This window comes from Actinomycetospora sp. CA-084318 (assembly GCF_050955885.1).
In the GTDB taxonomy this organism is placed as follows: domain Bacteria; phylum Actinomycetota; class Actinomycetes; order Mycobacteriales; family Pseudonocardiaceae; genus Actinomycetospora.
The window spans coordinates 1,132,263-1,154,437 of sequence record NZ_CP192098.1; the positions used below are offsets into that span (position 1 = coordinate 1,132,263).

18 protein-coding genes are annotated in these 22,175 nt (G+C 75.1%); 9 read left to right on the top strand and 9 right to left on the bottom strand.

Going from position 1 to position 22,175, the window contains the following annotated elements:
- Entirely contained in the window at positions 1 to 843 is an 843-nt protein-coding gene (locus tag ACQPYX_RS05600; protein WP_433801919.1) for a RecB family exonuclease, read from the top strand.
- Positions 844 to 883: 40 nt separating this feature from the next.
- The gene (locus ACQPYX_RS05605; RefSeq protein ID WP_433801920.1) at positions 884 to 1,375 is read left to right on the top strand and encodes a hypothetical protein; all 492 of its coding nucleotides are present in this window, start codon (positions 884 to 886) and stop codon (positions 1,373 to 1,375) included.
- Here ACQPYX_RS05605 and ACQPYX_RS05610 read toward each other — a convergent pair.
- Genes ACQPYX_RS05610 through ACQPYX_RS05630 form a run of 5 tightly spaced genes read right to left on the bottom strand, consistent with a single transcriptional unit; the run spans position 1,359 to position 7,348 of the window.
- Entirely contained in the window at positions 1,359 to 2,564 is a 1,206-nt protein-coding gene (locus tag ACQPYX_RS05610; protein WP_433801921.1) for a kynureninase, read from the bottom strand. The genes ACQPYX_RS05605 and ACQPYX_RS05610 overlap by 17 nt on opposite strands.
- Positions 2,561 to 3,412, bottom strand: a complete 852-nt coding sequence (locus ACQPYX_RS05615) for an oxygenase MpaB family protein (protein WP_433801922.1) — start codon at positions 3,410 to 3,412, stop codon at positions 2,561 to 2,563. Before ACQPYX_RS05615 ends, ACQPYX_RS05610 begins: the two co-directional genes overlap by 4 nt.
- Positions 3,409 to 4,335 (bottom strand): alpha/beta fold hydrolase, encoded by a 927-nt coding sequence (locus ACQPYX_RS05620; protein ID WP_433801923.1) that lies wholly within the window; start codon positions 4,333 to 4,335, stop codon positions 3,409 to 3,411. The genes ACQPYX_RS05615 and ACQPYX_RS05620 overlap by 4 nt, the downstream gene beginning before the upstream one ends.
- A gap of 40 nt (positions 4,336 to 4,375) precedes the next feature.
- A complete protein-coding gene (locus tag ACQPYX_RS05625; RefSeq protein WP_433801924.1) occupies positions 4,376 to 5,752 on the bottom strand; it encodes an Rv3212 family protein in 1,377 nt (458 codons plus the stop codon).
- 12 nt (positions 5,753 to 5,764) lie between these two features.
- Positions 5,765 to 7,348: a DEAD/DEAH box helicase gene (locus ACQPYX_RS05630; protein ID WP_433801925.1), complete on the bottom strand. Its 1,584-nt coding sequence runs from the start codon at positions 7,346 to 7,348 to the stop codon at positions 5,765 to 5,767.
- A 377-nt stretch (positions 7,349 to 7,725) separates the two neighbouring features.
- On the opposite strand from ACQPYX_RS05630, the gene ACQPYX_RS05635 reads away from it, so the two are divergent.
- A complete protein-coding gene (locus ACQPYX_RS05635; RefSeq protein WP_433801926.1) occupies positions 7,726 to 8,364 on the top strand; it encodes a ferritin-like fold-containing protein in 639 nt (212 codons plus the stop codon).
- A gap of 93 nt (positions 8,365 to 8,457) precedes the next feature.
- A complete protein-coding gene (locus ACQPYX_RS05640) occupies positions 8,458 to 8,688 on the top strand; it encodes a DUF3107 domain-containing protein (RefSeq protein WP_179796746.1) in 231 nt (76 codons plus the stop codon).
- 34 nt (positions 8,689 to 8,722) lie between these two features.
- On the opposite strand, the gene ACQPYX_RS05645 is transcribed toward ACQPYX_RS05640, so the two are convergent.
- A complete protein-coding gene (locus ACQPYX_RS05645; protein WP_433801927.1) occupies positions 8,723 to 9,388 on the bottom strand; it encodes a TetR/AcrR family transcriptional regulator in 666 nt (221 codons plus the stop codon).
- A gap of 187 nt (positions 9,389 to 9,575) precedes the next feature.
- Between ACQPYX_RS05645 and ACQPYX_RS05650 the strand changes: the two genes are divergently transcribed.
- The 3 genes from ACQPYX_RS05650 (at position 9,576) to moeZ (ending at position 12,922) form a co-directional block, all read left to right on the top strand.
- Complete coding sequence (locus ACQPYX_RS05650; RefSeq protein ID WP_433801928.1) at positions 9,576 to 10,634, top strand: alpha/beta fold hydrolase; 1,059 nt, start codon at positions 9,576 to 9,578, stop codon at positions 10,632 to 10,634.
- Positions 10,631 to 11,656: a DUF3152 domain-containing protein gene (locus tag ACQPYX_RS05655; protein ID WP_433801929.1), complete on the top strand. Its 1,026-nt coding sequence runs from the start codon at positions 10,631 to 10,633 to the stop codon at positions 11,654 to 11,656. Before ACQPYX_RS05650 ends, ACQPYX_RS05655 begins: the two co-directional genes overlap by 4 nt.
- 90 nt (positions 11,657 to 11,746) lie before the next feature.
- On the top strand, positions 11,747 to 12,922 hold the full coding sequence (gene moeZ / locus ACQPYX_RS05660; RefSeq protein ID WP_433801930.1) for an adenylyltransferase/sulfurtransferase MoeZ: 1,176 nt from the start codon (positions 11,747 to 11,749) through the stop codon (positions 12,920 to 12,922).
- Positions 12,923 to 12,994: 72 nt separating this feature from the next.
- Here the strand turns inward: moeZ and ACQPYX_RS05665 are convergent, their stop codons facing one another.
- Positions 12,995 to 14,422, bottom strand: a complete 1,428-nt coding sequence (locus ACQPYX_RS05665; protein ID WP_433801931.1) for a cation:dicarboxylate symporter family transporter — start codon at positions 14,420 to 14,422, stop codon at positions 12,995 to 12,997.
- A 117-nt stretch (positions 14,423 to 14,539) separates the two neighbouring features.
- Here ACQPYX_RS05665 and ACQPYX_RS05670 point away from each other — a divergent pair, with 117 nt between their 5' ends.
- Entirely contained in the window at positions 14,540 to 15,223 is a 684-nt protein-coding gene (locus tag ACQPYX_RS05670; protein ID WP_433801932.1) for a response regulator, read from the top strand.
- Here the strand turns inward: ACQPYX_RS05670 and ACQPYX_RS05675 are convergent.
- Positions 15,155 to 16,819, bottom strand: coding sequence for an ATP-binding protein (locus ACQPYX_RS05675; protein WP_433801933.1), 1,665 nt, complete (start codon positions 16,817 to 16,819; stop codon positions 15,155 to 15,157). The genes ACQPYX_RS05670 and ACQPYX_RS05675 overlap by 69 nt on opposite strands.
- Before the next feature lie 218 nt (positions 16,820 to 17,037).
- On the opposite strand from ACQPYX_RS05675, the gene ACQPYX_RS05680 reads away from it, so the two are divergent.
- Positions 17,038 to 20,964, top strand: a complete 3,927-nt coding sequence (locus ACQPYX_RS05680) for a glycosyltransferase (protein WP_433801934.1) — start codon at positions 17,038 to 17,040, stop codon at positions 20,962 to 20,964.
- 153 nt (positions 20,965 to 21,117) lie between these two features.
- On the opposite strand, the gene ACQPYX_RS05685 is transcribed toward ACQPYX_RS05680, so the two are convergent.
- Entirely contained in the window at positions 21,118 to 22,170 is a 1,053-nt protein-coding gene (locus ACQPYX_RS05685) for an MBL fold metallo-hydrolase (protein WP_433801935.1), read from the bottom strand.
- Positions 22,171 to 22,175: the final 5 nt, after the last annotated feature.

Consider the following 22,175-nt stretch of genomic DNA (forward strand, 5'->3'; position numbering starts at 1 on the left):
GTGGGACCGGTGAGCGGGCAGCTGAGTCTGGCGGACATGCCCCTCCCGCTGGTCAAGGTCACCTCGGCGCGGCTGGCGACCTGGGACGACTGCCGGCGGCGCTACCGGATGACCTACCTCGACCGGCCGACCCCGCCGCGGGGTGGGGCGTGGGCGCACGCGACGCTCGGCGCCGTCGTCCACAACGTCCTCCGCGCGGTGTACGAGACGCCGCCCGCGCGCCGCTCGCCGGCCGCGGCCGCCCGCCTCGTCGACACGCTGTGGTCCTCCGAGGGGTTCCGCGACGACCGCCAGGTCGACGAGTACCGCGGCCGGGCCCGGGAGTGGGTGGCGCGCTACGTCGCCGACACCGAGGTCGGCGAGCCGCTCGGCGTGGAGCGCTGGGTCGCGGCGCCGGTCGGCGGGATCGTCGCCGAGGGCCGGGTCGACCGGATCGACGCCGGTGCGGACGGCGACGCCGTGATCGTCGACTACAAGACCGGCCGCCACGTGCCGACCCCCGCGGACGCCCTCGGCTCGCGCGCGCTCGCGCTGTACGCCCTCGCCGCCGTGCGGACGCTGCGCCGGGCCTGTCGCCGCGTGGAGCTGCACCACCCGCCGTCGGGGACGGTGGCCGTCGCCGAGCACGACGAGACCTCCCTGGCCCGGCACCGGCGGGCCGCCGAGACCACCGCGCGGGCCCTGGCCGACACCACCGACGCGCTGGCCGCCGGCGGCGACCCGGAGGCGCTGTTCCCGCCCGCCCCGGGCCCGGGGTGCGCGCGCTGCGACTTCCGGCGCAGCTGCCCCGAGGGCCGGGCCGCCTCCGCGGCGGTGCCCTCCTGGTCGTTCCTCGCCCCGTGACCCCGTCGCTGCCCCCGTCGCTGCCCCGAGAAGGGACCGCATGACCGCCCGCCACCCGGCCGACGACCCCACGCCGCCCCACGGCTGGACGGCGATGGACCGGGCGTTCACCCCGGCCCCGGGGACCCCGATCGAGCGGCCGGTCGACGGCCCGACCCAGCCCTACGCCTCGACGCCCCGGCACCTGCAGGCCGTGCCGCCCACCCCGACGTCCGCCCCGCGCACCGGCGCGTTCGGGCGGCCGATCGGTCGGCACCGGCCGACGGCGCTCATGCGGCTCGTCGAGGTCGCGCGGGTGCTCACCGGCGGGCTGATGGTGCTGGCGCTGGTGGTGGTCGTCGCGCCGCTCGTGCTGCGCGCCGTCGGGCCGGGGCTCGGGGTGGTGGTCGGCCACGTCGTCGGCGCCGTCGTCGCGCTCGGCGCCACCGGGATCGCGGCCGCCCGCCGGACCCCGGTCTGGCCGGCGACGGTCGCGGCGCTCGCCGTGCCGGTGACGGTGCTGGTGGTGCTCTCCCTCAACTGGTGGGCATGAGCCCGGCGAGCACCCCGAACCCGGCGGCCACCTCGGCGAACGACGTCGAGAGCGGGGCGAGGCCGACCCGGATGCCGTCGGGCGCCCGGTAGTCGGGGATCACGCCACGCTCCCAGAGGGCGGCCACCAGCGCCTTCGCGTCCGGGTGCCGGATCGTCACGTGACCGCCGCGCCGCTGCGGGTCGCGCGGCGAGGCGAGCTCCAGGCCGAGGGCGTCGGCGGACGCGACGGCGAACTCCGTCAGCGCCACCGACTTCGCGCGCACCGCGTCGATGCCGACCTCGGCGTAGAGGTCCAGCCCGACCTGCAGCGGCACGGTGGCGAGCACCGGCGGCGTGCCGGAGAGGAACTGGCGGATGCCGGGCGCCGGGTCGTACCCCGCCGCCATGGCGAACGGGTCGCGACGCCCGAACCAGCCCTGGACGGGCTGGCGCAGCACCCCGTGGTGGCGCGCCGCGACGTAGGCGAACGCCGGGGCCCCCGGGCCGCCGCCCAGGTACTTGTACGTGCATCCCACGGCGAGGTCCGCGCCCCAGCCGTCGAGGTCGATCGGCACCGAGCCCACCGAGTGGCAGAGGTCCCAGAGCACGGGCGCGCCCGCCGCGTGGGCGACCTGCGTGATCGTCACCGCGTCCGCGAGGTGGCCGGACCGGTACGTGACGTGCGAGAGCACGACGAGGGCCGTGCGCGGGCCCACGGCCGCGGCCGCCTGCTCCACCGACACCCCGCCGGCGTGGTCGGTCGGGATCCAGCGCAGGGTGCGGCCGGTCTCCGCGGCGATGCCCTCGAGCAGGTAGCGGTCGGTGGGGAAGTCGTCGTCGGAGAGCACGATCTCGTCGCGGTCCGCGGGGGCCGCGTCCACCGCCGCGCGGGCGAGCTTGTAGAGCAGCACGCTCGTGGAGTCCCCGACGAGCGTCTGCCCCGGCGCGGCCCCGAGCAGCACGGCCGCGAGCCGGTCGCCGAGCTCCGTCGGGAGGGCGACCCACTGCTCGTCCCAGGCCCGGATGAGCCGCCCGCCCCAGTCCTCGCGGGTGAAGCGGGCGAGGGCGTCGGCGGTGACGGCGAGCGGACGGCCGAGGGAGTTGCCGTCGAGGTAGGCGACCTCGTCGCCGAGCAGGAACCGCTCCCGGCAGGCGGCGAGGGGGTCGGCGGCGTCGAACTCGGCCGCCTGCACCTCCAGGTCGGTCACGCGGCCTCTCCCAGCAGGGCCTTCTCCTTGGCGAGCGCCTCGCGGGCCACCGGGCCGCGCTGCCACGTCTCGGGGAGGGCCAGCACGGTCGAGCGCAGCGCCCGGATCACGAGACCGGCCGCGAGGTCCGTCGTCGGGAGCCCCGGGAGCCCGTGCATGCGGCGGGCCCAGCGCGGCTGCAGCGCGAAGCCGAGGGTGGCCAGGGCGGCCCAGCCCGGGCGGGCCGGCGTGGTCAGCGCGACGCGCGTGGGGAGCGGGGGCGCGAGCAGCCGCAGCGCGGCGCTGCGGCTGGTGGCCGAGGCGCGCAGCTCGGGCCGGACCGCCTCGAAGTAGTCGGCGACCTCGGCGCGCGAGGCGGGCACGTCGGTGCCGCCGAGCAGCTCGGCGGCGCGGACCTGTTCGGCCAGGAAGCGGTCGGCCTCGTCGTCGGTGAGGCCGCCGCCCGCGCGCTGCACCGCGTCGAGGAAGCCGTGCACCTCGGTGACGTGGACCCAGCGCAGCAGGTCCGGGTCCGAGGCCGCGTAGGTCCGCCCGGTGACCGGGTCGACGCCGCGGACGTGCTCGTGGGCGCGGCGGACGTGCCCGGCGATGCGGTCGACCTTCTCGCGCGGCCCGTAGGTGACGGTCATGACGTACTCGGCCGTGCGGGCGAGGCGCGGCCAGAAGTCGGTGCGGAAGTCCGAGTGCTGGTCGACGCCCGCGAGCGCGCGCGGGTGCAGCGCCTGGGTGAACAGCGCGGCGATCCCGCCGGGGCCCGCGGCGGGGTCGGCCATCACCTTCCAGGTCACGCTGCCCGGACCGAAGTAGCCGAGGGCGGGATCCCTGGGGATCGGCACGAGATCCGTCATGGCTCCAGGGTGTCCTCGCGCAGCCAGGTCCGCCACGTGGGGACCAGGACGTCGAGCAGCCCGTCGGGGTTCTCGACGTTCGGCGAGTGCGCCGACCCCGGGACGGCGGCGAACTCGGCCTCGAGCCGGTCGGCCATCGTGCGCTGGGTGGTGACCGGCCAGGCGTCGTCGTGCATGCCGCACACCACGAGCGTGGACAGCCGCCGCCCGCGCAGCGCGGCGACCAGTTCCGGCACCCGGTCGGGCTCGCTGCGCAGCGCGTCGCCCATCCCCAGCAGCGCGACCGGCGACGACCGCTGCAACCGCTCCTTGAGGAAGCTCGCGACGGCGGGGCCGGCGGCCTCCCAGTCGCCCGCCTCCTCGCGCAGCGCGACCACCGCGTCCAGGCCGCGGCGACGCAGCACCGGCTCCAGGACGTCGAGCCGGGTGCGGCGCGGCCCCATCGGCAGCTCTCCGGGCCCGGTGTCCATCAGCGTCAGGCCGCGCACCGGGGCGCCGGAGAGGACGGCGGCCCGGGCGACGAGCCCGCCGTAGGAGTGACCGAGCAGGAGCACGGTGCGCCCCGCGTCCGCCTCGTCCCGCACGATCCGCGCCACCACCGCCCCGAGCGGGGACGACCGGTGATCCGGCTCGCCGGGCAGCGCCGGGGACTCGAACTGCCCCGGCAGGTCCAGGGCGAGCACGTCGATCCCCGCGTCCGCGATCGGGTCGATCAGCGGCGCGAAGTCCTCCTTTGACCCCGAGTAGCCAGGTACGAGCACCGCGACCGCGTCCCACGGCTCGTCGGGCGTGCGCGCCCGCGCCTGCGCCCGCAGCGCCACGACCGGCCCGGGCAGCTCCACCCGTCGCCCGCGGTGCGGCGTGATCTGGCCGGTCGCCCGCGGCGCCTCCTCGACCCGCACGGGGAGGGGCTCGTGGCTCATCTCCGAAGTGTGCCCCATCCGGGCGGGGCACGGACGGGTCTCAGCCCGGTGGGCGCAGCCCCACGACCGTCCCGCCGCGCTGCTCGACCACCGTCGCGCCGACCACGTCCACCCCGACCGGCCCGGGCGCGTCCGCGCGCCGGTCGACCGGGATCAGCGGCCGCACCGCGCCGGTCGCGGCGTCCACCGGGGCGAGGCCCGCGGGCACGGGGACGAGCACGGTGGTCGGGGCCCCCAGCACGCCGGTGGGCACCGCCGCCCCGGGGCCGAGCGTGCCGGGCAGCGTCCACCGGGGGAGCAGGGTCGACGGGTCGAGCCCGATCGTCGCGGTCCCGGTCCACCACAGCAGCACGGGACCGGCGAGGCGCACGCCGAGGCCCTGCCCGGGCGGATCGGTGGCCGTGGAGTCCGGGATCGTGCCGGCCGCGGGGCCCAGCGGCACGGTCGCCACCGGCGTGCCCGCCGCGTCGTACACCCGCAACGTGCCGTCCGGGGCCTCCAGCGCGGTCCGGGACTCCCCGGTGGCCACGAGCCGGCCGCCGGTCACTCCGGAGAGCACGCTGAACCGGTCCTCGGGCTTGTCGTACTCCGCCGGGGCCGACGTGAGCACCGAGAGCCGGTCGGACGGTTCGCCCGGGCAGCGTTCGAGCACCGCCACGTCGTCGGCGCCCACCGTGATCGAGACGTGCGGGCACTGCGCGCGCGGCTGCGGTGTGCTCTGCACCGGGGTGGGCAGGTCGCCGTACTCGAGGGTCGCGACGAGGTCGTCGCGCCACACCTCGAGGTAGTCGCGCCCGGTGGCCGTGACGTGGGAGCCGTCGGCGAGCAGACGGGTGCCCGGGCGCACGTCGGCGTTGCGGCTCGGGCCACGGGCGCCGCTGTTCGGGTCGAACGAGGCGACGTCGCTGCAGAACGTGCCGACCGGCGACTCCGTGCGGAAGAGCGCCAGCACCACCCCGGAGCCCTCGCCCAGCGTGCACAGGGGGTCCGGCCGGCGGTACTCCCAGGCGACCGCGCCGGTGGCGGCGTCGAGCCCGGTGACGACGCCCGTGCCGTCGGGCTCGGTGCGCCCGGTGGCCACGGCGGCGCCGACACTCACCGGCCCGCCCAGCAGGCCCGGCCCGGGCGGCACACCGGCCGGGTCGGCGGCGCGCCACGCCTCGGTGAGCGCGGTGGGCACGGCTGCGGTGTCCGGCGACGGGATCGTGCGGAACTGCTCCAGCGACGTCGAGGCCTCGTCGCCCGAGCGGAGCACGAGCACCACCCCGACGACCACGACGACCACGATCAGCGCGACCACCACCAGGTCACCCCGGCGGCGGCGCTCGGCCCGCGGCCACCAGGTGTCACGGCGCGCGGAGGGCGCCGGGTCGTCCGACCCGGCGCCCGCGTGCTGCTCCGGCGGTGCGCTGCTCACGCCGCTATGGAATCAGTCGGCGTCGGCCCCGACCGCGACGGCCTCGCCCTCGGCCGACGCGCCGCTGCGCGTGCGGCCACGGCCCCGGCGACGGCGCCGCGGACGCGAGCGCCCGGCACCGTCGTCGTCGGACTCGCCGTCCCCGGTGTCGGGTCCGGCGGCCGAGGACTCCTCCGGCACCGACTCCGCGTCGGAGGCCTCCCCGTCCTCGGGGCCCGAGACGACCTCCCCGCCGCGACGACGGGTGCGGCTCCGGGTCTTGCGCGGGCGGCGGGTCTCCTCGTCGGCCGCGGGGCTCTCCGGCTCGCCCGTGGCCTCGCTCTCCTCCTCGGCGGGCCGGCGGCGGCGGGCCACCCGGCCGGTCGCGTCGGCGGGGATGCCGAGGTCGCGGTAGAGGTGCGGCGAGTTGGAGTAGGTCTCCGGCGGCTCGGGCGCGTCGAGCCCGAGGTCGTCGGAGATCATCTTCCACTTCGGCAGGTCGTCCCAGTCGACGAGCGTGATCGCGATGCCGGTCTTCCCGGCGCGCCCGGTGCGCCCGATGCGGTGCACGTAGGTCTTCGCGTCGTCGGGGCACTGGTAGTTCACGACGTGGGTGACGCCGGAGACGTCGATGCCGCGGGCGGCGACGTCGGTGCAGACCAGGACGTCGATGCGCCCGTTGCGGAACGCCTTCAGCGCGTGCTCACGGGCGCCCTGCCCGAGGTCGCCGTGCACGGCGCCGACCTTGAAACCGCGCTCGGCCAGCTCCTCGGAGACCTTGCTCGCGGTGCGCTTGGTGCGGGTGAACACCATCGTCGGGCCGCGCTCGTCGGCCTGCAGCGTGCGGGCGAGCATCTCGACCTTGTCCATCGCGTGCGCGCGGTAGACGAACTGCGCGGTGCGCTCGCCGATGGCGCTGGCGTCGACCTGCTCGGCGCGGATGTGCGTCGGCTGCGTGAGGAACGTGCGGGCCAGCGTGATGATCGGGCCCGGCATCGTCGCCGAGAAGAGCATCGTCTGGCGCTGGGCGGGCAGCATGCCGAGGATGCGCTCGACGTCGGGCAGGAAGCCCAGGTCCAGCATCTCGTCGGCCTCGTCGAGCACCAGGCCGCCGACCTTGGCGAGCACCAGGTGGCCCTGCTGGGCGAGGTCGAGCAGGCGGCCGGGGGTCCCGACGACGAGCTCGACGCCGGACTGAAGCGCGGCGATCTGCTGCTCGTAGGGGCGGCCGCCGTAGATCGACACCACCCGGGTGCCGAGGCCCTTCGACGCCCCCTCGAGGTCCTTCGCCACCTGCAGGCACAGCTCGCGGGTGGGGACGACGACGAGCGCGCGCGGCGTGCCGTCCTCGGTGGGCGTGCCGAGACGCTGGAGCAGCGGCACGCCGAAGCCGAGCGTCTTGCCGGTGCCGGTCCGCGCCTGGCCGATGACGTCCTCGCCGGCCAGGGCCAGCGGCAGCGTCAGCTCCTGGATGGCGAAGGTGCGCTCGATGCCGTTCGCGGCGAGCGACTCGACGATCTCGGGCATGACGCCGAGCTCGGCGAACGTCGGCGAGGCGTCGGAGGAGGTGGTGGTGGCCAGGGCCGAGGTGCCGGCCTCGGCGCCGTCGTCGGCCATGTCGTTCTCGGTGGGGTTCAGGGGTCTGCCTTCCTCGCGGCCGGTGCACGCGAGAAGTGCCGGTTGGCTCGACCGCTCCGCCCGGGCATCGGTGCCGTCGGGGGCGGGGGCGGGAGAACCGAGGGAGACCCGCGCGCGTTTCTGCGTCCCGCTCCGGCGGCCGACGGGGCGTCGGCCCGCTCGGAGGGCGGGAGGCCCGGAGGCCGGCGACGGGGCGTGGGGGAGCGGCCCCGGCGGGGCCACATCGGTCAGGTAGGGGGTGTCACCGGCCTGGACCGTCTCCCATGATACCCGTTACCTGCCCTTCTGCTCACCACCACCGCGCCGTGCCGTGGTCACGGGCGCCGCACGGTCGGGTGGTCGTAGGCTCCTCCGCCGTGAGCGACGGCGGCATCGGGGACGAATCGCGGGCCCTGCTGGGACTCGTGGCGTACGGCGAGCTCGCCGCGTTCAGCCGCCTCGCGGCCGACGCGCAGCGGGCCCCCGACCTCACGGCGCGCGTCGAGCTGGCGACGCTGGCCGCGGTCGAGATGGACCACTTCCGGCGGGTCCGCGACCACCTCGCGGCGGGTGGCGTCGACGTCCTCGCGGCGATGGCGCCGTTCACCGCCCGCGTCGACCGGCTGCTCGCCACCGTCTCCGGCCGCGACTGGGCCGAGGCGCTCGTCGCGACGACCCTCGGCCGCGGCCTGGTCACCGACCTGCAGACCGAGGCCCTCGAGGGCCTCTCCGGGGCCGACGCCGAACTGGTGCGGGAGGTCGTCGCGGACGCCGGCCACGACGCCTTCGTGGCCGAACGGGTCCGGGCGGCCTGCGCCGACCCGCAGGTGCACGGCCGGCTCTCGATGTGGGCGCGGCGCCTGCTCGGCGAGGCGCTCGCGGCGGTGACGGCGGCCCTGGAGGAGAGCCCCGGGCTCGCCGCCGTGGTCGCCGGCGGGACCACGGGCACCCGCTCGCCCGCGCTCAAGCGGCTGAAGTCGGCCCACAACAAGCGGGTCGCCGCGCTCGGTCTCTGACCGCGTTCGCCCTGAGCGAGCCCGGCCGTCGGGGTGCCCCGATCTGGTCTAGCCTCGCGGTCGCAGGTCAACGAACGAGGACCGGAGGGTCGCGTGGAGGTCAAGATCGGCGTCGCGGACAGCCCGCGCGAACTCGTCGTCTCGAGCGGGCAGACGCCCGACGAGGTGGCGGAGCTCGTGGACGGTGCCCTGTCCGGCAGCAGCGGCACCCTGTCGCTCACCGACGACAAGGGCCGCCGTTACCTCATCCCGGCCACCCGCATCGCCTACGTGGAGATCGCACCGTCCGAGGTGCGCCGCGTGGGCTTCGGCGTCGGCAGCTGAGCCCGGACGACGGAGGTCCCCGGCCGGGTGGGCGTCAGCCCTCCTGGCGGGGGAACCCGCCGCCGATGCCGCGCCAGGCCAGCGTGGACATCAAGGCGATCGCGTCCTCGCGCGGCGGCTGCAGGCCGGCGTCGAGCCAGTAGCGCGCCGCCGTCGTCGACAGGCCGACCAGACCGACCGCGAGCAGCCGGGCCCGCTCGGGCTCCAGGCCGGCGTCCGCGGTGACCACCTCGGTCACCGCGTCGATGCAGTCGCTCGTCGCGCGATCCACGATCTCCGCGATCTCCGGCGTCGCGCGGGTGTCGGTCTCGAACACCAGGCGCATCGCGCCGTCCCGCGAGGACACCACGTCGAAGTAGGCCTGCACGGCCGCGTGCACCCGGGCCTTGTTGTCGGTGGTGGAGCGCATCGCCGCCCGCACCGTCCGCACCATCTCGTTCGCCGCCGACTCCACCAGGGCGCGGTAGAGGTCGAGCTTGCCGGGGAAGTGCTGGTAGAGCACGGGCTTGCTCACCCCGGCGCGCTCGGCGATCTCGTCCATCGCCGCGGCGTGGTAGCCCTGGGCGCCGAACACCGACCGGGCCGCGGCCAGGAGCTGGGCACGCCGCTGCGAGCGCGACATCCGCGGCCGTCCGGCCGCGGACGACGGTCCCCCCGCCGCGCCGGCCGCCGTCTGCGCCGCCGCTCCGGTCTCGCTCATCGACTCCCCGCTCCCCACGTCCACCATCCACGCCCCGGGCGGGGATGCCACCCGACCCGGTCCGGGCGACCCTACCGACCGTCACGCCGCGACGCGCCCGTCACGCGCGGTTCGCCGTCCGTCGCCCTCCGGAGTATTCCCGGACACCTGCGGGCCGGGCTCGCTTCACCTGACGTCCACCTGCACCATGGTCATCGTGACGATCACGGTTCCGGGGAGTGGCCCGCAGGTGAACGAGGGCGGCGAGGACACCGTCCCGTTCGCCCCGACCGGCGCCCTCGGGCCGATCGGTGACCCCACGCCGCACTGGCCGGGGCGTCGCGTCGTCGTCGACGGGGTGGAGCTGCACGTCCGCGAGACGCCGGCGGCCGGCGAGCCCGACGGCACCGTGGTCTACGTCCACGGCCTCGGGGGCTCCGCCACCAACTGGACCGACCTCGCCGGGGCCCTGTCCTCGCGCTCGCACGGGTACGCCGTCGACCTCCCGGGCTTCGGCCACTCGAGTCCGCGCGCCGAGCGGGACTACTCGCTGCGGGCCCACGCGGCCGCCGTCGGGGCCTTCGTCACCTCGCTCGGGCGGCCCGTGCACCTGGTGGGCAACTCGCTCGGCGGGGCGGTCGCGCTCCTCGTCGCGGCCGACCGGCCCGGGCTGATCCTGACGACGACGCTGGTCAGCCCCGCGATGCCCGACCTACGGCCGGCGCCGACCCGCCTCGGCGACGGGAAGATGGCGCTCGCTGCGATCCCCCTGGTCGGCGCCCGCACCCGTCGGGAACTGGCCGCCGAGGACCCCGGCACGCGCCTGCGCCGCACCATGCGGCTCTGCTACGCCGACCCGGACGCGGTGAGCCCGGCGGCCTTCGCGCAGGCGGTCGTCGAGGCCACCGAACGCGCCGAGTACCCCTGGCTCGCGGAGGCGCTGCAGCGGTCGTTCGGGGGGCTGGTGTCGACCTGGCTGGCGCCGCGCTCGCGGTCGCTGTGGTCGGTCGCGGCACGCGTCACGACGCCGACCCTGGTGGTGTGGGGCGAGCTCGACCGGCTGATCTCGGTCCGCAAGGCCCGTCGGACCGTCGCGTCGATCCCGCGCGCCCGCCTGCTCCGGCTGCCCGGGACCGGGCACGTGGCGCAGATGGAGCGCCCCGCCCTCGTGGCCCGCGCCGTGCTGGGGATGGTCGACGCCGTCGCCGACGGCACGTGGGACTCCGTGCCCGTTCGTCCGAATGTGTATGGGACCGTGCGGGGGTGACCCGACCGACCGGCTCCTCCCGCAGGGCGCGTCCGCCCGAGCGGGACCCGGAGCCGGAGGCCACGCCCTCCCCGCCCTCCTCGTCGGGGTCGTCGGGCGAGCGCCGGCGGTCGCGGCGCCGCGGTGAGCCGCTCGCGGCCTCGTGGACGCCACAGGCCCGCCGGACCGGTGGGCCGACGCCGCCGACCCGCTCCCGTCGGGGTGCGGCCCTGGGGGCGCTCGCCGTCGTCCTGCTGGCCCTGACCGGGTTCGTCGTGGTGCGGGCCCTGGCGCCCAGCGCCGAGACCACCGACGTGCGCTCGCCGGCCGCGGCGGCCGAGCAGGGACCCGTCGTCGGGGAGGCGCCGTCCGGCGGGGACTACGCCGGGGTGGACATCCCCACCGCCGAGCTGCCCGCCGGCGGCGACTTCCCGGTCTCCGGCGCCGGCACGTGGCGCGTGGTGCCCGGGTCGACGCCGCAGGTCGGCGTCGGGAGGGTCTACACCTACACCGTCGAGGTGGAGGACGGCGCGACGCTGGCCGAGGGCGACGCCGCCTTCGCCACCGCGGTGGACGCGACCCTCGACGACCCGCGCAGCTGGACCGGCAGCGGTCAGATCGCCCTGCGCCGCGTCGACGCGGGCGCGGGCGTGGTGCCGGACTTCCGCATCAGCCTCACCTCGCAGCTGACCACCCGCGCGCAGTGCGGCTACCAGATCCGCTACGAGGCCTCGTGCTGGAAGTCCGACATCGGACGGGTGCTGATCAACGGGTCCCGGTGGGTCCGCGGCGCCGCCGCGTTCGAGGGGCAGCTGGGGCTCTACCGGCAGTACGCGATCAACCACGAGGTCGGGCACGTCTTCCGCAACCAGCACGTGCCGTGCCCGGAGAACGGCGCGCTGGCGCCGGTGATGATGCAGCAGAGCTTCGGGGTGTCGAACGACTACCTCGCGCAGCTCACCGACGACAACCCGCAGGGCATCCAGATCCCGCGCGACGGCAAGGTCTGCCGGCCCAACCCCTGGCCGAACCCGGTCCGCTGAGACCGCGACCGCAGGCCTCGTCGGGAACAGCCCGGCGGCGCATGGGGTTGAATCGGGTCGAGCAGTCGTCCTAGAGGAGCTGAACGCGCGATGGCAACCCTGCCGCCCCTGGTCGAGCCGGCCGCCGAGCTGACGAAGGAGGAGGTCGCCCGCTACTCGCGGCACCTGATCATCCCCGACGTCGGGGTCGACGGTCAGAAGCGCCTGAAGAACGCCAAGGTCCTGGTGGTCGGGGCGGGCGGGCTCGGCAGCCCGGCCCTGCTCTACCTGGCGGCCGCAGGCGTGGGCACCCTGGGCATCGTCGACTTCGACGTCGTCGACGAGTCGAACCTGCAGCGCCAGGTCATCCACGGCCAGTCCGACGTGGGCAAGCCGAAGGCGCAGTCGGCGAAGGAGTCGGTCGCCGAGATCAACCCGTTCGTCACGGTCAACCTGCACCAGCAGCCGCTGGACGCGTCGAACGCGCTGGACATCTTCCGCGACTACGACCTGATCCTCGACGGCACCGACAACTTCGCCACCCGCTACCTGGTGAACGACGCCGCGGTGCTGCTCGGCAAGCCCTACGTCTGGGGCTCGATCTTCCGCTTCGAGGGCCAGGTCTCGGTGTTCTGGGAGGACGCCCCGAACGGGCAGGGCCTCAACTACCGGCACCTCTACCCCGAGCCCCCGCCGCCGGGCATGGTTCCCTCGTGCGCCGAGGGCGGCGTGCTGGGCGTCCTGTGCGCCTCGATCGGCTCGATCATGGTCACCGAGGCGATCAAGCTGATCTGCGGCATCGGCGACACCCTGCTGGGCCGGCTCAAGGTCTACGACGCCCTCGACATGGAGTACCGCGAGGTGAAGATCCGGCGCGACCCGAACGCCACGCCGGTCACCGAGCTCATCGACTACGAGGCCTTCTGCGGCGTCGTGTCGGACGAGGCGCAGTCGGCCGCGGCCGGGCACACCATCACCGCGGTGGAGCTCAAGGAGAAGATCGACGCGGGCGACAAGTTCGAGCTGATCGACGTCCGCGAGCCGCACGAGTTCGAGATCGTGCGGATCCCGGGCGCGAAGCTCATCCCGAAGGACAAGATCCTCTCGGGCGAGGCGTTCTCCGAGATCCCGCAGGACCGGCAGACGATCCTGTACTGCAAGTCCGGCGTGCGGTCCGCCGAGGCGCTGTCCGCCCTGCACAACGCCGGGTTCTCCAACGCCGTGCACGTGGGCGGCGGGGTGACCGGCTGGGCGCAGCAGGTCGACACGTCGCTGCCGACGTACTGAGCCTCCCCGCACACGACGAAGGGCCCCGCCGGAGTTCCGGCGGGGCCCTTCGTCGTGTGCGGGGAGCGGACGTCAGGCGGACGCCCCCACCGGGGTGCGGTCCTTCGAGTCCACCTCGTCGTCCTCGCCGCCGTGGGTCTCCTGCTCGATCGCGTCGCGGACGAGCGACGGGTCGTTCAGGGCGGCGTGGAAGCGCTCGTCGTCGCGCTCGCCGCACCAGCCGGCCACCACCATGACGGCGACGGTGTTGCCGATGACGTTGGTCAGGGCGCGGCCCTCGCTCATGATGCGGTCGATGCCGGCGATGATCGCGATGCCGATGGCGATCGACTCCACCGTGTAGAACTCGCCGCCGAAGGCCTGCAGCGAGGCCGCCAGCGTGATGAGCCCGGCGCCGGAGACGCCCGCCGCACCCTTCGAGGTCAGCAGCATCAGGGCCACGAGGCCGAGCTGCACGCCCCACGGCAGGTCCTGGCCACCGGCCTGGGCGATGAACAGCGCCGCCATCGTCAGGTAGATGCAGGTGCCGTCGAGGTTGAACGAGTACCCGGTCGGCAGGACCATGCTGACCGTCGAGCGGGATGCGCCGGCGGCCTCGAGCTTGGCGAGCAGGCGGGGGAGCACGGTCTCCGACGACGAGGTGCCGACGATGATGAGGATCTCGTCCTTGATCATCCGGATCAGCTTGAAGACGTTGAAGCCAGAGATCAGGCAGACCACGAACAGGATGCCGAAGACGAAGATCGCGCAGGTCGCCCAGAAGGTGACCATGAGCGAGAGCAGGTTGGTGAGGCTCTCGCCGCCGAGGGCGCCGACGGTGTAGGCGATGCCGCCGAAGGCCGCGAGCGGCGCCAGGAACATGATCATGCGGATGATGCCGAAGATGACCTTGGCGACGAGGTCGATCCCGCCGACGACCCGCTTGCGCAGCGCCGGGGCCAGCATCGAGGTGGCCGCGGCGACGAGGATCGCGAGCACCAGCACGCGCAGGATCTCGTTCTCGACGAACGGCCCGAGGAAGCTCTCCGGCAGCAGCGTGCCCTGGATGAAGTCCAGCGCGCCGCCGCCCTGGGCGCCCTTCGCGATGTCTTCCTGCGCCTCGGCCAGCGTGGCCGGGTCCGGCGGGATCTGCGGGAAGCCCGCGCCCGGCTGGACGATGTTGACCACGACGAGCCCGAGCCCGAGCGCGATCAGCGTCATCAGCAGGAAGTAGGCGAGCGCGCGGCCGGCGATCCCGCCCGCGGCGGCCAGGTTGCCGATGGAGGCGATCCCGACGATCACCGTGCAGAAGATGACCGGCGCGGTCACCATCTTGATCAGCTGGATGAAGATGTCCGGCAGGACCTTGAGATCGGAGGCGAAGCCCGGGGCCACGAACCCGACGATGATCCCGGCGACGATCCCGACGATCACCCAGAACCACAGCTGCTTGTAGACACCGCCCCGCTTCGTGCCCGACGGCGGGGGATCGGCCGGTACGGCCTCGGTGGTCGTCGACATCGGTGTCTCCTTCGTGCGGGACGTGGTACAGCTCTCAGGCGTTGTCGTGAGGTTAGGAACACTCGACCCGGAGACCCAGGTCTCGCCACACGAAGTTGAGGAACAGTTGAGCCGCGCATGAAGGTCCTGCTCGTCGAGGACACCGCACCGGTGCGGGACGCCCTCGCGAAGGTGCTGCGCGCCCAGGGCTGGCGGGTGGGCACGGCCGCGACCGGCGTGGACGCGGTCGCCGCGGTCGGCGACGAGGTCGACCCGCCCGACCTCGTCCTGCTCGATCTCGGCCTGCCCGACCTCGACGGCATCGAGGTCTGCCGCCGCATCCGCGGCCGGTCGGCGGTGCCGATCATCGCGGTCACCGCGCGCGGCCACGACAGCGCGCGCGTGATGGGCCTGCGCAGCGGCGCCGACGACTACGTGGTCAAGCCGTTCTCGATCGACGAGCTGCTCGCGCGGATCGAGGCCGTGATGCGCCGGGTCTCCGGGCACGCCCTGGTCTCCACCATCACCGCCGGTCCCCTGGAGATCGACCTCGGCGCCCGGTCGGTGCGCGTCGACGGCGAGGAGATCGCGCTGCGCCGCAAGGAGTTCGACCTGCTCGCGGCGCTCGCCCGCCGGGAGGGCAGGGTCGCCACCCGCGAGGAGCTGCTCGACGACGTCTGGGGCCTCGCCCCCGACGACCACGGCGCCGACGCCGGCGCGCGCACCCTCGAGGTGCACGTCGCCGCGCTGCGCTCACGTCTGGGCGTGCCCGGGCTCGTGGTCACCGTGCGGGGCGTGGGGTACCGGCTCGCGAGCACCTGAGCCGGCGCCCGCCCCGGGCAGCACCACGAGGAAGCCGGTGCCGGCACCGTCGACCCCGGGGCCCGTCGTCACCGTCCCGCCCCGGCGTTCGACCACCCGCGCGACGAGGGCGAGGCCCAGTCCCCGCGGGCCCGGCTTCCCGCGCGGGCCCCGCGGCGCCCCGTCGCCCGCCTTGGTCGACCAGCCCACGGTGAACGCCGCCTCGGGGTCGGCGAGCCCCGGCCCGTCGTCGGCCACCCGGATCGTCAGCCCGTCGGCGCCGTCGGCCAGGTCCAGCTCGACGACTCCCCGGCCCGTCGTCGCGAGCACCGCGTCCAGCGCGTTGTCGACGAGGTTCCCGACGATCGTCACGAGGTCGTCCGACCCGTCCGCGACGGCGGTCCGCCCCGTGACGCGCAGGTCGACGCCCCGGTCGCGGGCGTCGGTGGCCTTGTCGAGCACCAGTGCGGCGAGGGCCGGGTCGGCGATGCGCTCACGCAGGTCGGCGCCGAGGTCGGCGAGGTCGCGGGTCCAGCGCACGGCCAGCTCGCGGGCGTCGTCGTGGGCCCCGAGCTCGATCAGCGTCGAGACCGCCTGCAGGTGGTTCGCGTGCTCGTGGGCCTGGAAGCGCAGCGCCCCGGCCACCGAGCGGGCGTCGTCGAGCGCGCGCATCACCTGCTCCACCTCGGTGCGGTCCCGCAGCGTGATCACCCAGGAGTCCTCGGTCCTCGTCCGGTTCACCCACAGCAGCCGCTCCCCGATCAGCAGCGACTCGTCGGACACCGGGCTCGGGTCGGCCAGCCGCGCCGCCAGCGCCGGGTCCACCCCCAGCTCCGCGAGGCCCTTCCCGACGGCGGGTCCGGGCAGCTCCAGCAGGCGCACCGCCTCGTCGTTCACGACGACGACGCGGTCGTCCCCGTCGAGCACCAGCAGCCCCTCGCGGATGGCGTGCAGCACGGCCTCGTGGTGGCGGTGCAGCGCCGTGATCTCGGATGGCTCGAGGCCCAGCGTGTCGCGCCGCACCCGGCGGGCGGCCAGCAGCGCCAGCCCGATGCCGATCCCGATGGCGGCGACCGCCCCCAGCGCCAGGAACCCGAGCTCGCGCAGCACGCGGGAGAACACGTCCACCCGCAGCAGCCCCACGGCGACCATTCCGACGACGGGTCCGTCTGACCCCGGTCCGGCCCGCACCGGCACGATCGCCCGTACCGACGGCCCGAGCGTCCCCGGGAAGGTCTCGACCAGCGTCTCCCCGCGCGCGGCCGGGAGGAACGTGCCCTGGTAGGTCTGCCCGATCAGCGACCGGTCGGGGTGGGTGAGGCGGGTGCCCTCGGGCGTCATCACGGTGACGAACGAGGCGTCCGCGTCGCGGCGGACGGCCTCCGCGGCGGGTTCGAGGGTGGCGACGTCGCGGGCGGCGACCGCCTGCGGCACCCCGGGGGCGACGGCGAGCGTGGTGGCGAGCCCGAGCATCCGCGCCGCCTCGTCGTCCTCCACCAGCGTCCGGGTGCTCACCGCGCTGACCCCCGCCGCGATGAGCACGGTCAGGAGCACCGTCACGATCTCGACGACGAGCAGACGGCGGACCAGACGGGACCGGCGGCGGGGGGCGGGCACGGGAGAAACCGTGACGGTGCGCACGACCACCCCGCAAGTCCGGCGCCGACACTCCGGACCGTGACGACGTTGCGGACGAACCAGACACATCGCCCGGACGTGATGACCCACCGTGAACTGGCACTGTCAGGCTTCCGTCGCGTGACCGGACCGAGATGTCACACTGCGGACACGGTCACGGAGCGTGGCCCCTGACGAGCGAGGGCGGGTGAACGCGCGTGGCACGTCGGTCGGCCGCGGGGCGCTCCGGACCGTCGTTCGGGACGTGGCTCGTCGTCATCGTGCTCGGCCTGCTCGTGGCGACGGTCCTCGGGGTCACCGGCCTCGTGAACGCCACGATCGGCAACGACGCGAACCACGACCAGGGTGAGAGCGCCGCGGTCCCGCCGTCGGTGTCGCGCGGGGGCACGTTCGTCGACGGCCGGGTGGACCCGGCGCGCTCGACCGGACTCCCGCCGCGCACCATCGCCCTCACCTTCGACGACGGTCCGGACCCGACCTGGACCCCGCAGATCCTCGCGGTGCTCGCGAAGCACCGGGTGCCGGGGACCTTCTTCGTCGTCGGCTCGCTCGGCGTGCGCCACCCGGACCTGCTGCGCCAGATCCGCGCCTCCGGCAGCGAGATCGGCATCCACACGTTCACCCACGCCGACCTCTCCCAGGTCCCGCGCTGGCGCCTCGAACGCGAGCTCGGCGAGACGCAGCTCGCGATCGCCGGCGCCACCGGCGAGACCACCTACCTGATCCGGCCGCCGTACTCGTCCACCCCCGACGCGATCGACGACCGCGCCTACTCCGCCGTGCTCGAGTCGGGCCAGGACGGCTACGTCAACGTCTTCACCGACGTCGACGGCGAGGACTGGCAGCGCCCCGGCGTCGACGCGATCGTCCGGAACGCCACCCCGCGCGGCGGGGTGGGCGCGACGGTCCTGCTGCACGACGCCGGCGGCGACCGCTCGCAGACCGTCGCCGCCCTCGACCGGCTCATCCCCGAGCTGCAGGCGCAGGGCTACCGCTTCGACACCGTCACCGGCGCCGTCGGCGCGCCCTCCGCGCACGCCCCCGCCTCGAACCGCGACCGCCTGGTCGGCGGCGGCCTCGTCGAGGCCGTCGACCTCGCGACCGGCACCGTCCGTGTGCTGCAGGGCCTGCTCATCGCGGTCGGGTCGATCGTCGTGCTGCGGCTGCTGCTGACGCTCGTCGTCGCGCGCCGCCACGCCCGTCGTCGTCGGGACCCCGCCTTCTCCTGGGGCCCGCCGCCGACCACCGCGCCCCCGGTTTCGGTGATCGTCCCGGCGTACAACGAGACCGAGAACATCGAGGCCACGCTGCGCTCGATCCTCGCGAACGACCACCCGCTGGAGATCCTCGTCGTCGACGACGGGTCCACCGACGGCACCGCGGAGCTCGTCGAGTCCCTCGCGCTGCCCGCCGTCCGCGTGATCCGCCAGCCCAACAGCGGCAAGCCGATCGCGCTGAACACCGGTGTCGCCCGGGCCAGGCACGACATCGTCGTGATGATGGACGGCGACACGGTGTTCCAGCCGGACACCATCGCCCACCTCGTGGCCCCGTTCGCGGACCCCGGGATCGGGGCGGTCGCGGGCAACGTGAAGGTCGCGAACCGCGCCGCGCTGATCCCGCGCCTGCAGCACATCGAGTACGTGGTCGGCTTCGGCGTCGACCGGCGCGTGCAGGACACGCTGCGCGCCATCACGACGATCCCCGGCGCGGCCGGGGCGTTCCGGCGCGAGGCCGTGCTCGAGGTCGGCGGGCTCTCGCTCGACACGCTCGCCGAGGACACCGACCTGACGATCGCGCTCGGCCGGGCCGGCTGGCGGGTGGTCTACGAGGAGCGCGCGGTCGCCTGGACCGAGGCCCCGACGACGCTGTCCCAACTCTGGCGGCAGCGGTACCGGTGGACCTACGGGACGATGCAGGCGGTCTGGAAGCACCGCCGGTCGGTCCGCGAGCGCGGCGCGTCCGGGCGCACCGGGTGGCTCGGGCTCGGCCACATCGGGATCTTCCAGGTGCTGTTCCCGCTGGCCGCGCCGCTGGTGGACGTCTTCTTCGTCTACGGCCTGCTCTTCGGCGACGCCGCGCTGACGCTCGTGCTGTGGGGCTCGATGCTCGCGGTGCAGACCGCGGCCGCCGCCTACGCGTTCCGGCTCGACGGCGAGCCGATGGGGCCGCTGTGGGTCGCGCCGGTGCAACAGGTCCTGTACCGGCCGCTGATGTACGCGGTGCTGCTGCGCTCGCTGCTCTCCGCCGTCACCGGCGGGCGGGTGCGCTGGCAGCGGATCCAGCGGCTCGGCGCGCTGAAGGCGCTCATGCCGGGGCAGGCGGCCCCGGTCCCGGTGCCGGCGCCGACTCCCAGTGGCAGCAAAGCGTCGTTGCTGTCATCCAGTGGCAGGAACGCCACACCGTCGACGCCGGCCACGCCCGCCGTCGGGAAGGACGACAAGCCGCTGGAGCGGACCCGCTGGCTCGACGTGCTCCGGGCGATCGCGCTGGTGCGCGTGATCGGCTACCACGTCGTCGGCTGGGGGTGGCTCTCGTTCGTCTTCCCGTCGATGGGCGTGATGTTCGCGCTCGGCGGGTCGCTGATACTGGCGTCGCTGGCGCGGGCGGAGGCGGTCGACGTGATCGGCCGCAGGCTCAAGCGCCTGCTCCCGCCGTTCTGGCTGTTCGGCCTGATCGTCGTGCCGATCATGGTGTGGCACGGGTTCGGACCGGACGAGACCCCGAGCGCGTCCGAGTGGCTGTTCTGGTTGGTCCCGGTGCTGGACCCGCCGGGCAGCGAGTGGGCCGGCGACGCGACGGTGGTGCTCTGGTACATCCGCACCTACCTGTGGCTGGTGCTGCTCACCCCGGCACTGCTGTGGGCGTGGCGACGTCGGCCGGGCGTGGCGATCGCCGTGCCGCTGGCGCTGGTCGCGCTGGACGCGGTGCTCGGCGGGGCGGTGCGGGACTTCGGGGCGGTCGGCACCGCGCTGATCGACGCGTCGATCTTCGCCGGCTGCTGGATGCTCGGCTTCGCCCACCGCGACGGGTCGCTGCGGCGCATGCCGTGGGGATGGGCGCTGCTGGCGGCGGGGACCGCGATCGGCGCCGGCGTCGCGTGGGCGCTGGCCAACCCGGCCGGCGACAACGGCATCGACCTCAACGACATCCCGCTCGGTCAGGCGCTCGTCTCGCTCGGCGCGGTGCTGCTCGTCCTGCGCTACACGCCGCGGCTGGCGTGGCTGGAGCGCATCCCGCTCCTCGGTCGCGTGATCACCGTGATCAACGCCCGCGCCGTGACGATCTACCTCTGGCACAACGTGGCGATCGCCCTCGCGCCGACGATCGACGACCGGTTCGGCTGGACCGGGACGGGGCCGCTGATCGGGACCGCGGTGGTGCTCACGGTGGTGCTCGCCCTCGGCCTCGGGTGGATCGAGGACCTGGCGGCCGGCCGCCGACCCGCGCTGATCCCCGGACCCGCGCAGCGGCCGCTGCGCCCGCGCGGTCCGCGCCGCGAGGCGCCGCGTCCGCCGGAGATCCCCGCGGGCGGGATGGTCGTGCCGGCCGAGACGCAGGAGAGCCCGCTCGCCGCGCTCAACGCGCGTCGCCCCGCGTCGGACTTCCGCCACGACCCGCGCTTCCGCGCGCCCCTCCCGGTCCCCGACTCCCGCCGCGCGGGCCCGTCGTCGCTCCCCGGCCCGGCGGTCCGCCCGCCCTTCCCGACGCCGGGTCCGCGGACTCCCAGCGCCCCGACGCCGGTGCCGGGACGGCCGCACCCGGACGCGGTGACGGTGACGACCCGGCAGGCGCCCGAGCTGGACGCCGTGACCGGAGTGGTCGGGCGCGCGCCGACGGGGCGTCGCCGGCTGATGTCGTTCGGGGCGGAGACGTCGGGGTCGCCGTCGCCGCAGCCGCGGCGGCAGTCGTCGTCGCAGCCGCAGCCGCAGCCGCAGCCGCAGCCGCAGCCGCAGCGGCAGTCGTCGCAGTCGTCGGCGGAACCGTCGCGGCCGTCCGGTCGGCGCCGCCGCGCGGACGACACCCCGCCTCCGCCGTCGACGCGGGCCCGGGGGAGCCACCGGTCGGAGTCCGTCGACGATCGCTTCACGAACCTGGACGCCCCCAGCCGACACCGTCGCTGAGGCCGCCGCGAGGGGGACGCCAGGCAGCTCCTGCGGCCCCACAGGCTGTGTAGCGTCCCACTCGCGGGTGCGCGACGACTCGGCCGTACGCGAGAGGGACACCAGGCAGCGCCCGCGGTCCGGTGGCGTGTCTGATGTCCCTCTCGCGCGCGGTCAGGCCGCGAACGTGTAGCGGCTGCCCACCGCACCCGGCACGAAGGCGTCGCCGAGTTCCTGGGCGAGCCGCATCTGCGCCCGCCACCCCGTGCAGTGGGCGGGCACCACGACGTCGGGTGCGAGGTCGGCCAGCGCGGCCACGGTCGGCTCGATGATCCGCTCAAAGCCCGGGCCGGTGAGGTGCAGTCCGCCGAGCAGGGCGTGGAGGCGGTCGTGCCCGGTCAGGCGCAACGCGTGCCGGACGATGTTCACCGCGCCGGCGTGCCCGCAACCGGTGAGCACCACGAGGCCGAGCCCGCGGACGTCGACCACCAGCGCCTGGTCGTCGACGATCCACGGGTCGGGGGTCCAGGTGTCGTCGACGAGGGCCTCGTGGAAGGCCATGCCCTGTTCGAACTCGGTGGTGCGGTCGACCTCGCCGGTGACCAGCACGCTGCCGCCGAGCAGGAACGACGGGTCCCGGCGCTCGATCAGTTCGATGCCGTCGCCGGTCAGGGCGGCGCGGTCGAGCTGCGGCATGACGAACGGCTCCCCGCCGGGCGGTGCCAGCCGGCGCCGGGTGAACGCCACCGGGTGCAGCACCAGGGGGCTCGCGGCCCGGCCGAGCCAACGCTCCAGACCCGGGAACCCGCCGGTGTGGTCGGCGTGGCCGTGCGAGAGCACGACAGCGCCGATGTCGCCGGGGTCGACGTCGAGCCGACGACCGTTGGTGGCCATGCCTTCCGGGGAGACGCCCGTGTCGAAGAGCAGCGTGTGGTCGTGCCCGTCCCGCGTCACCGTGACCAGGGCCGAGAACCCGTGCTCGGCGATCAGCCCCGGCCGGGCGAGCCCGTCGACGTACTGGCCCGCCTCGAGCCCCGGTCCGGTGCCGAGCCGCCCACGGGACACCCCGGGCGCCTCGGCGAGCAGGGCGTCGAACGAGTTGTCGACCAGGACCGTGATCGTCAGCGCGTCGACCGGCGCGAGCACCACGGGGTCCACGGCCTCCCCGACGACGGGTCGCGGGGCCGCGAAGGCGACGGCGGCGGGATCGGGCGCCTCGGTGCACACGGTGT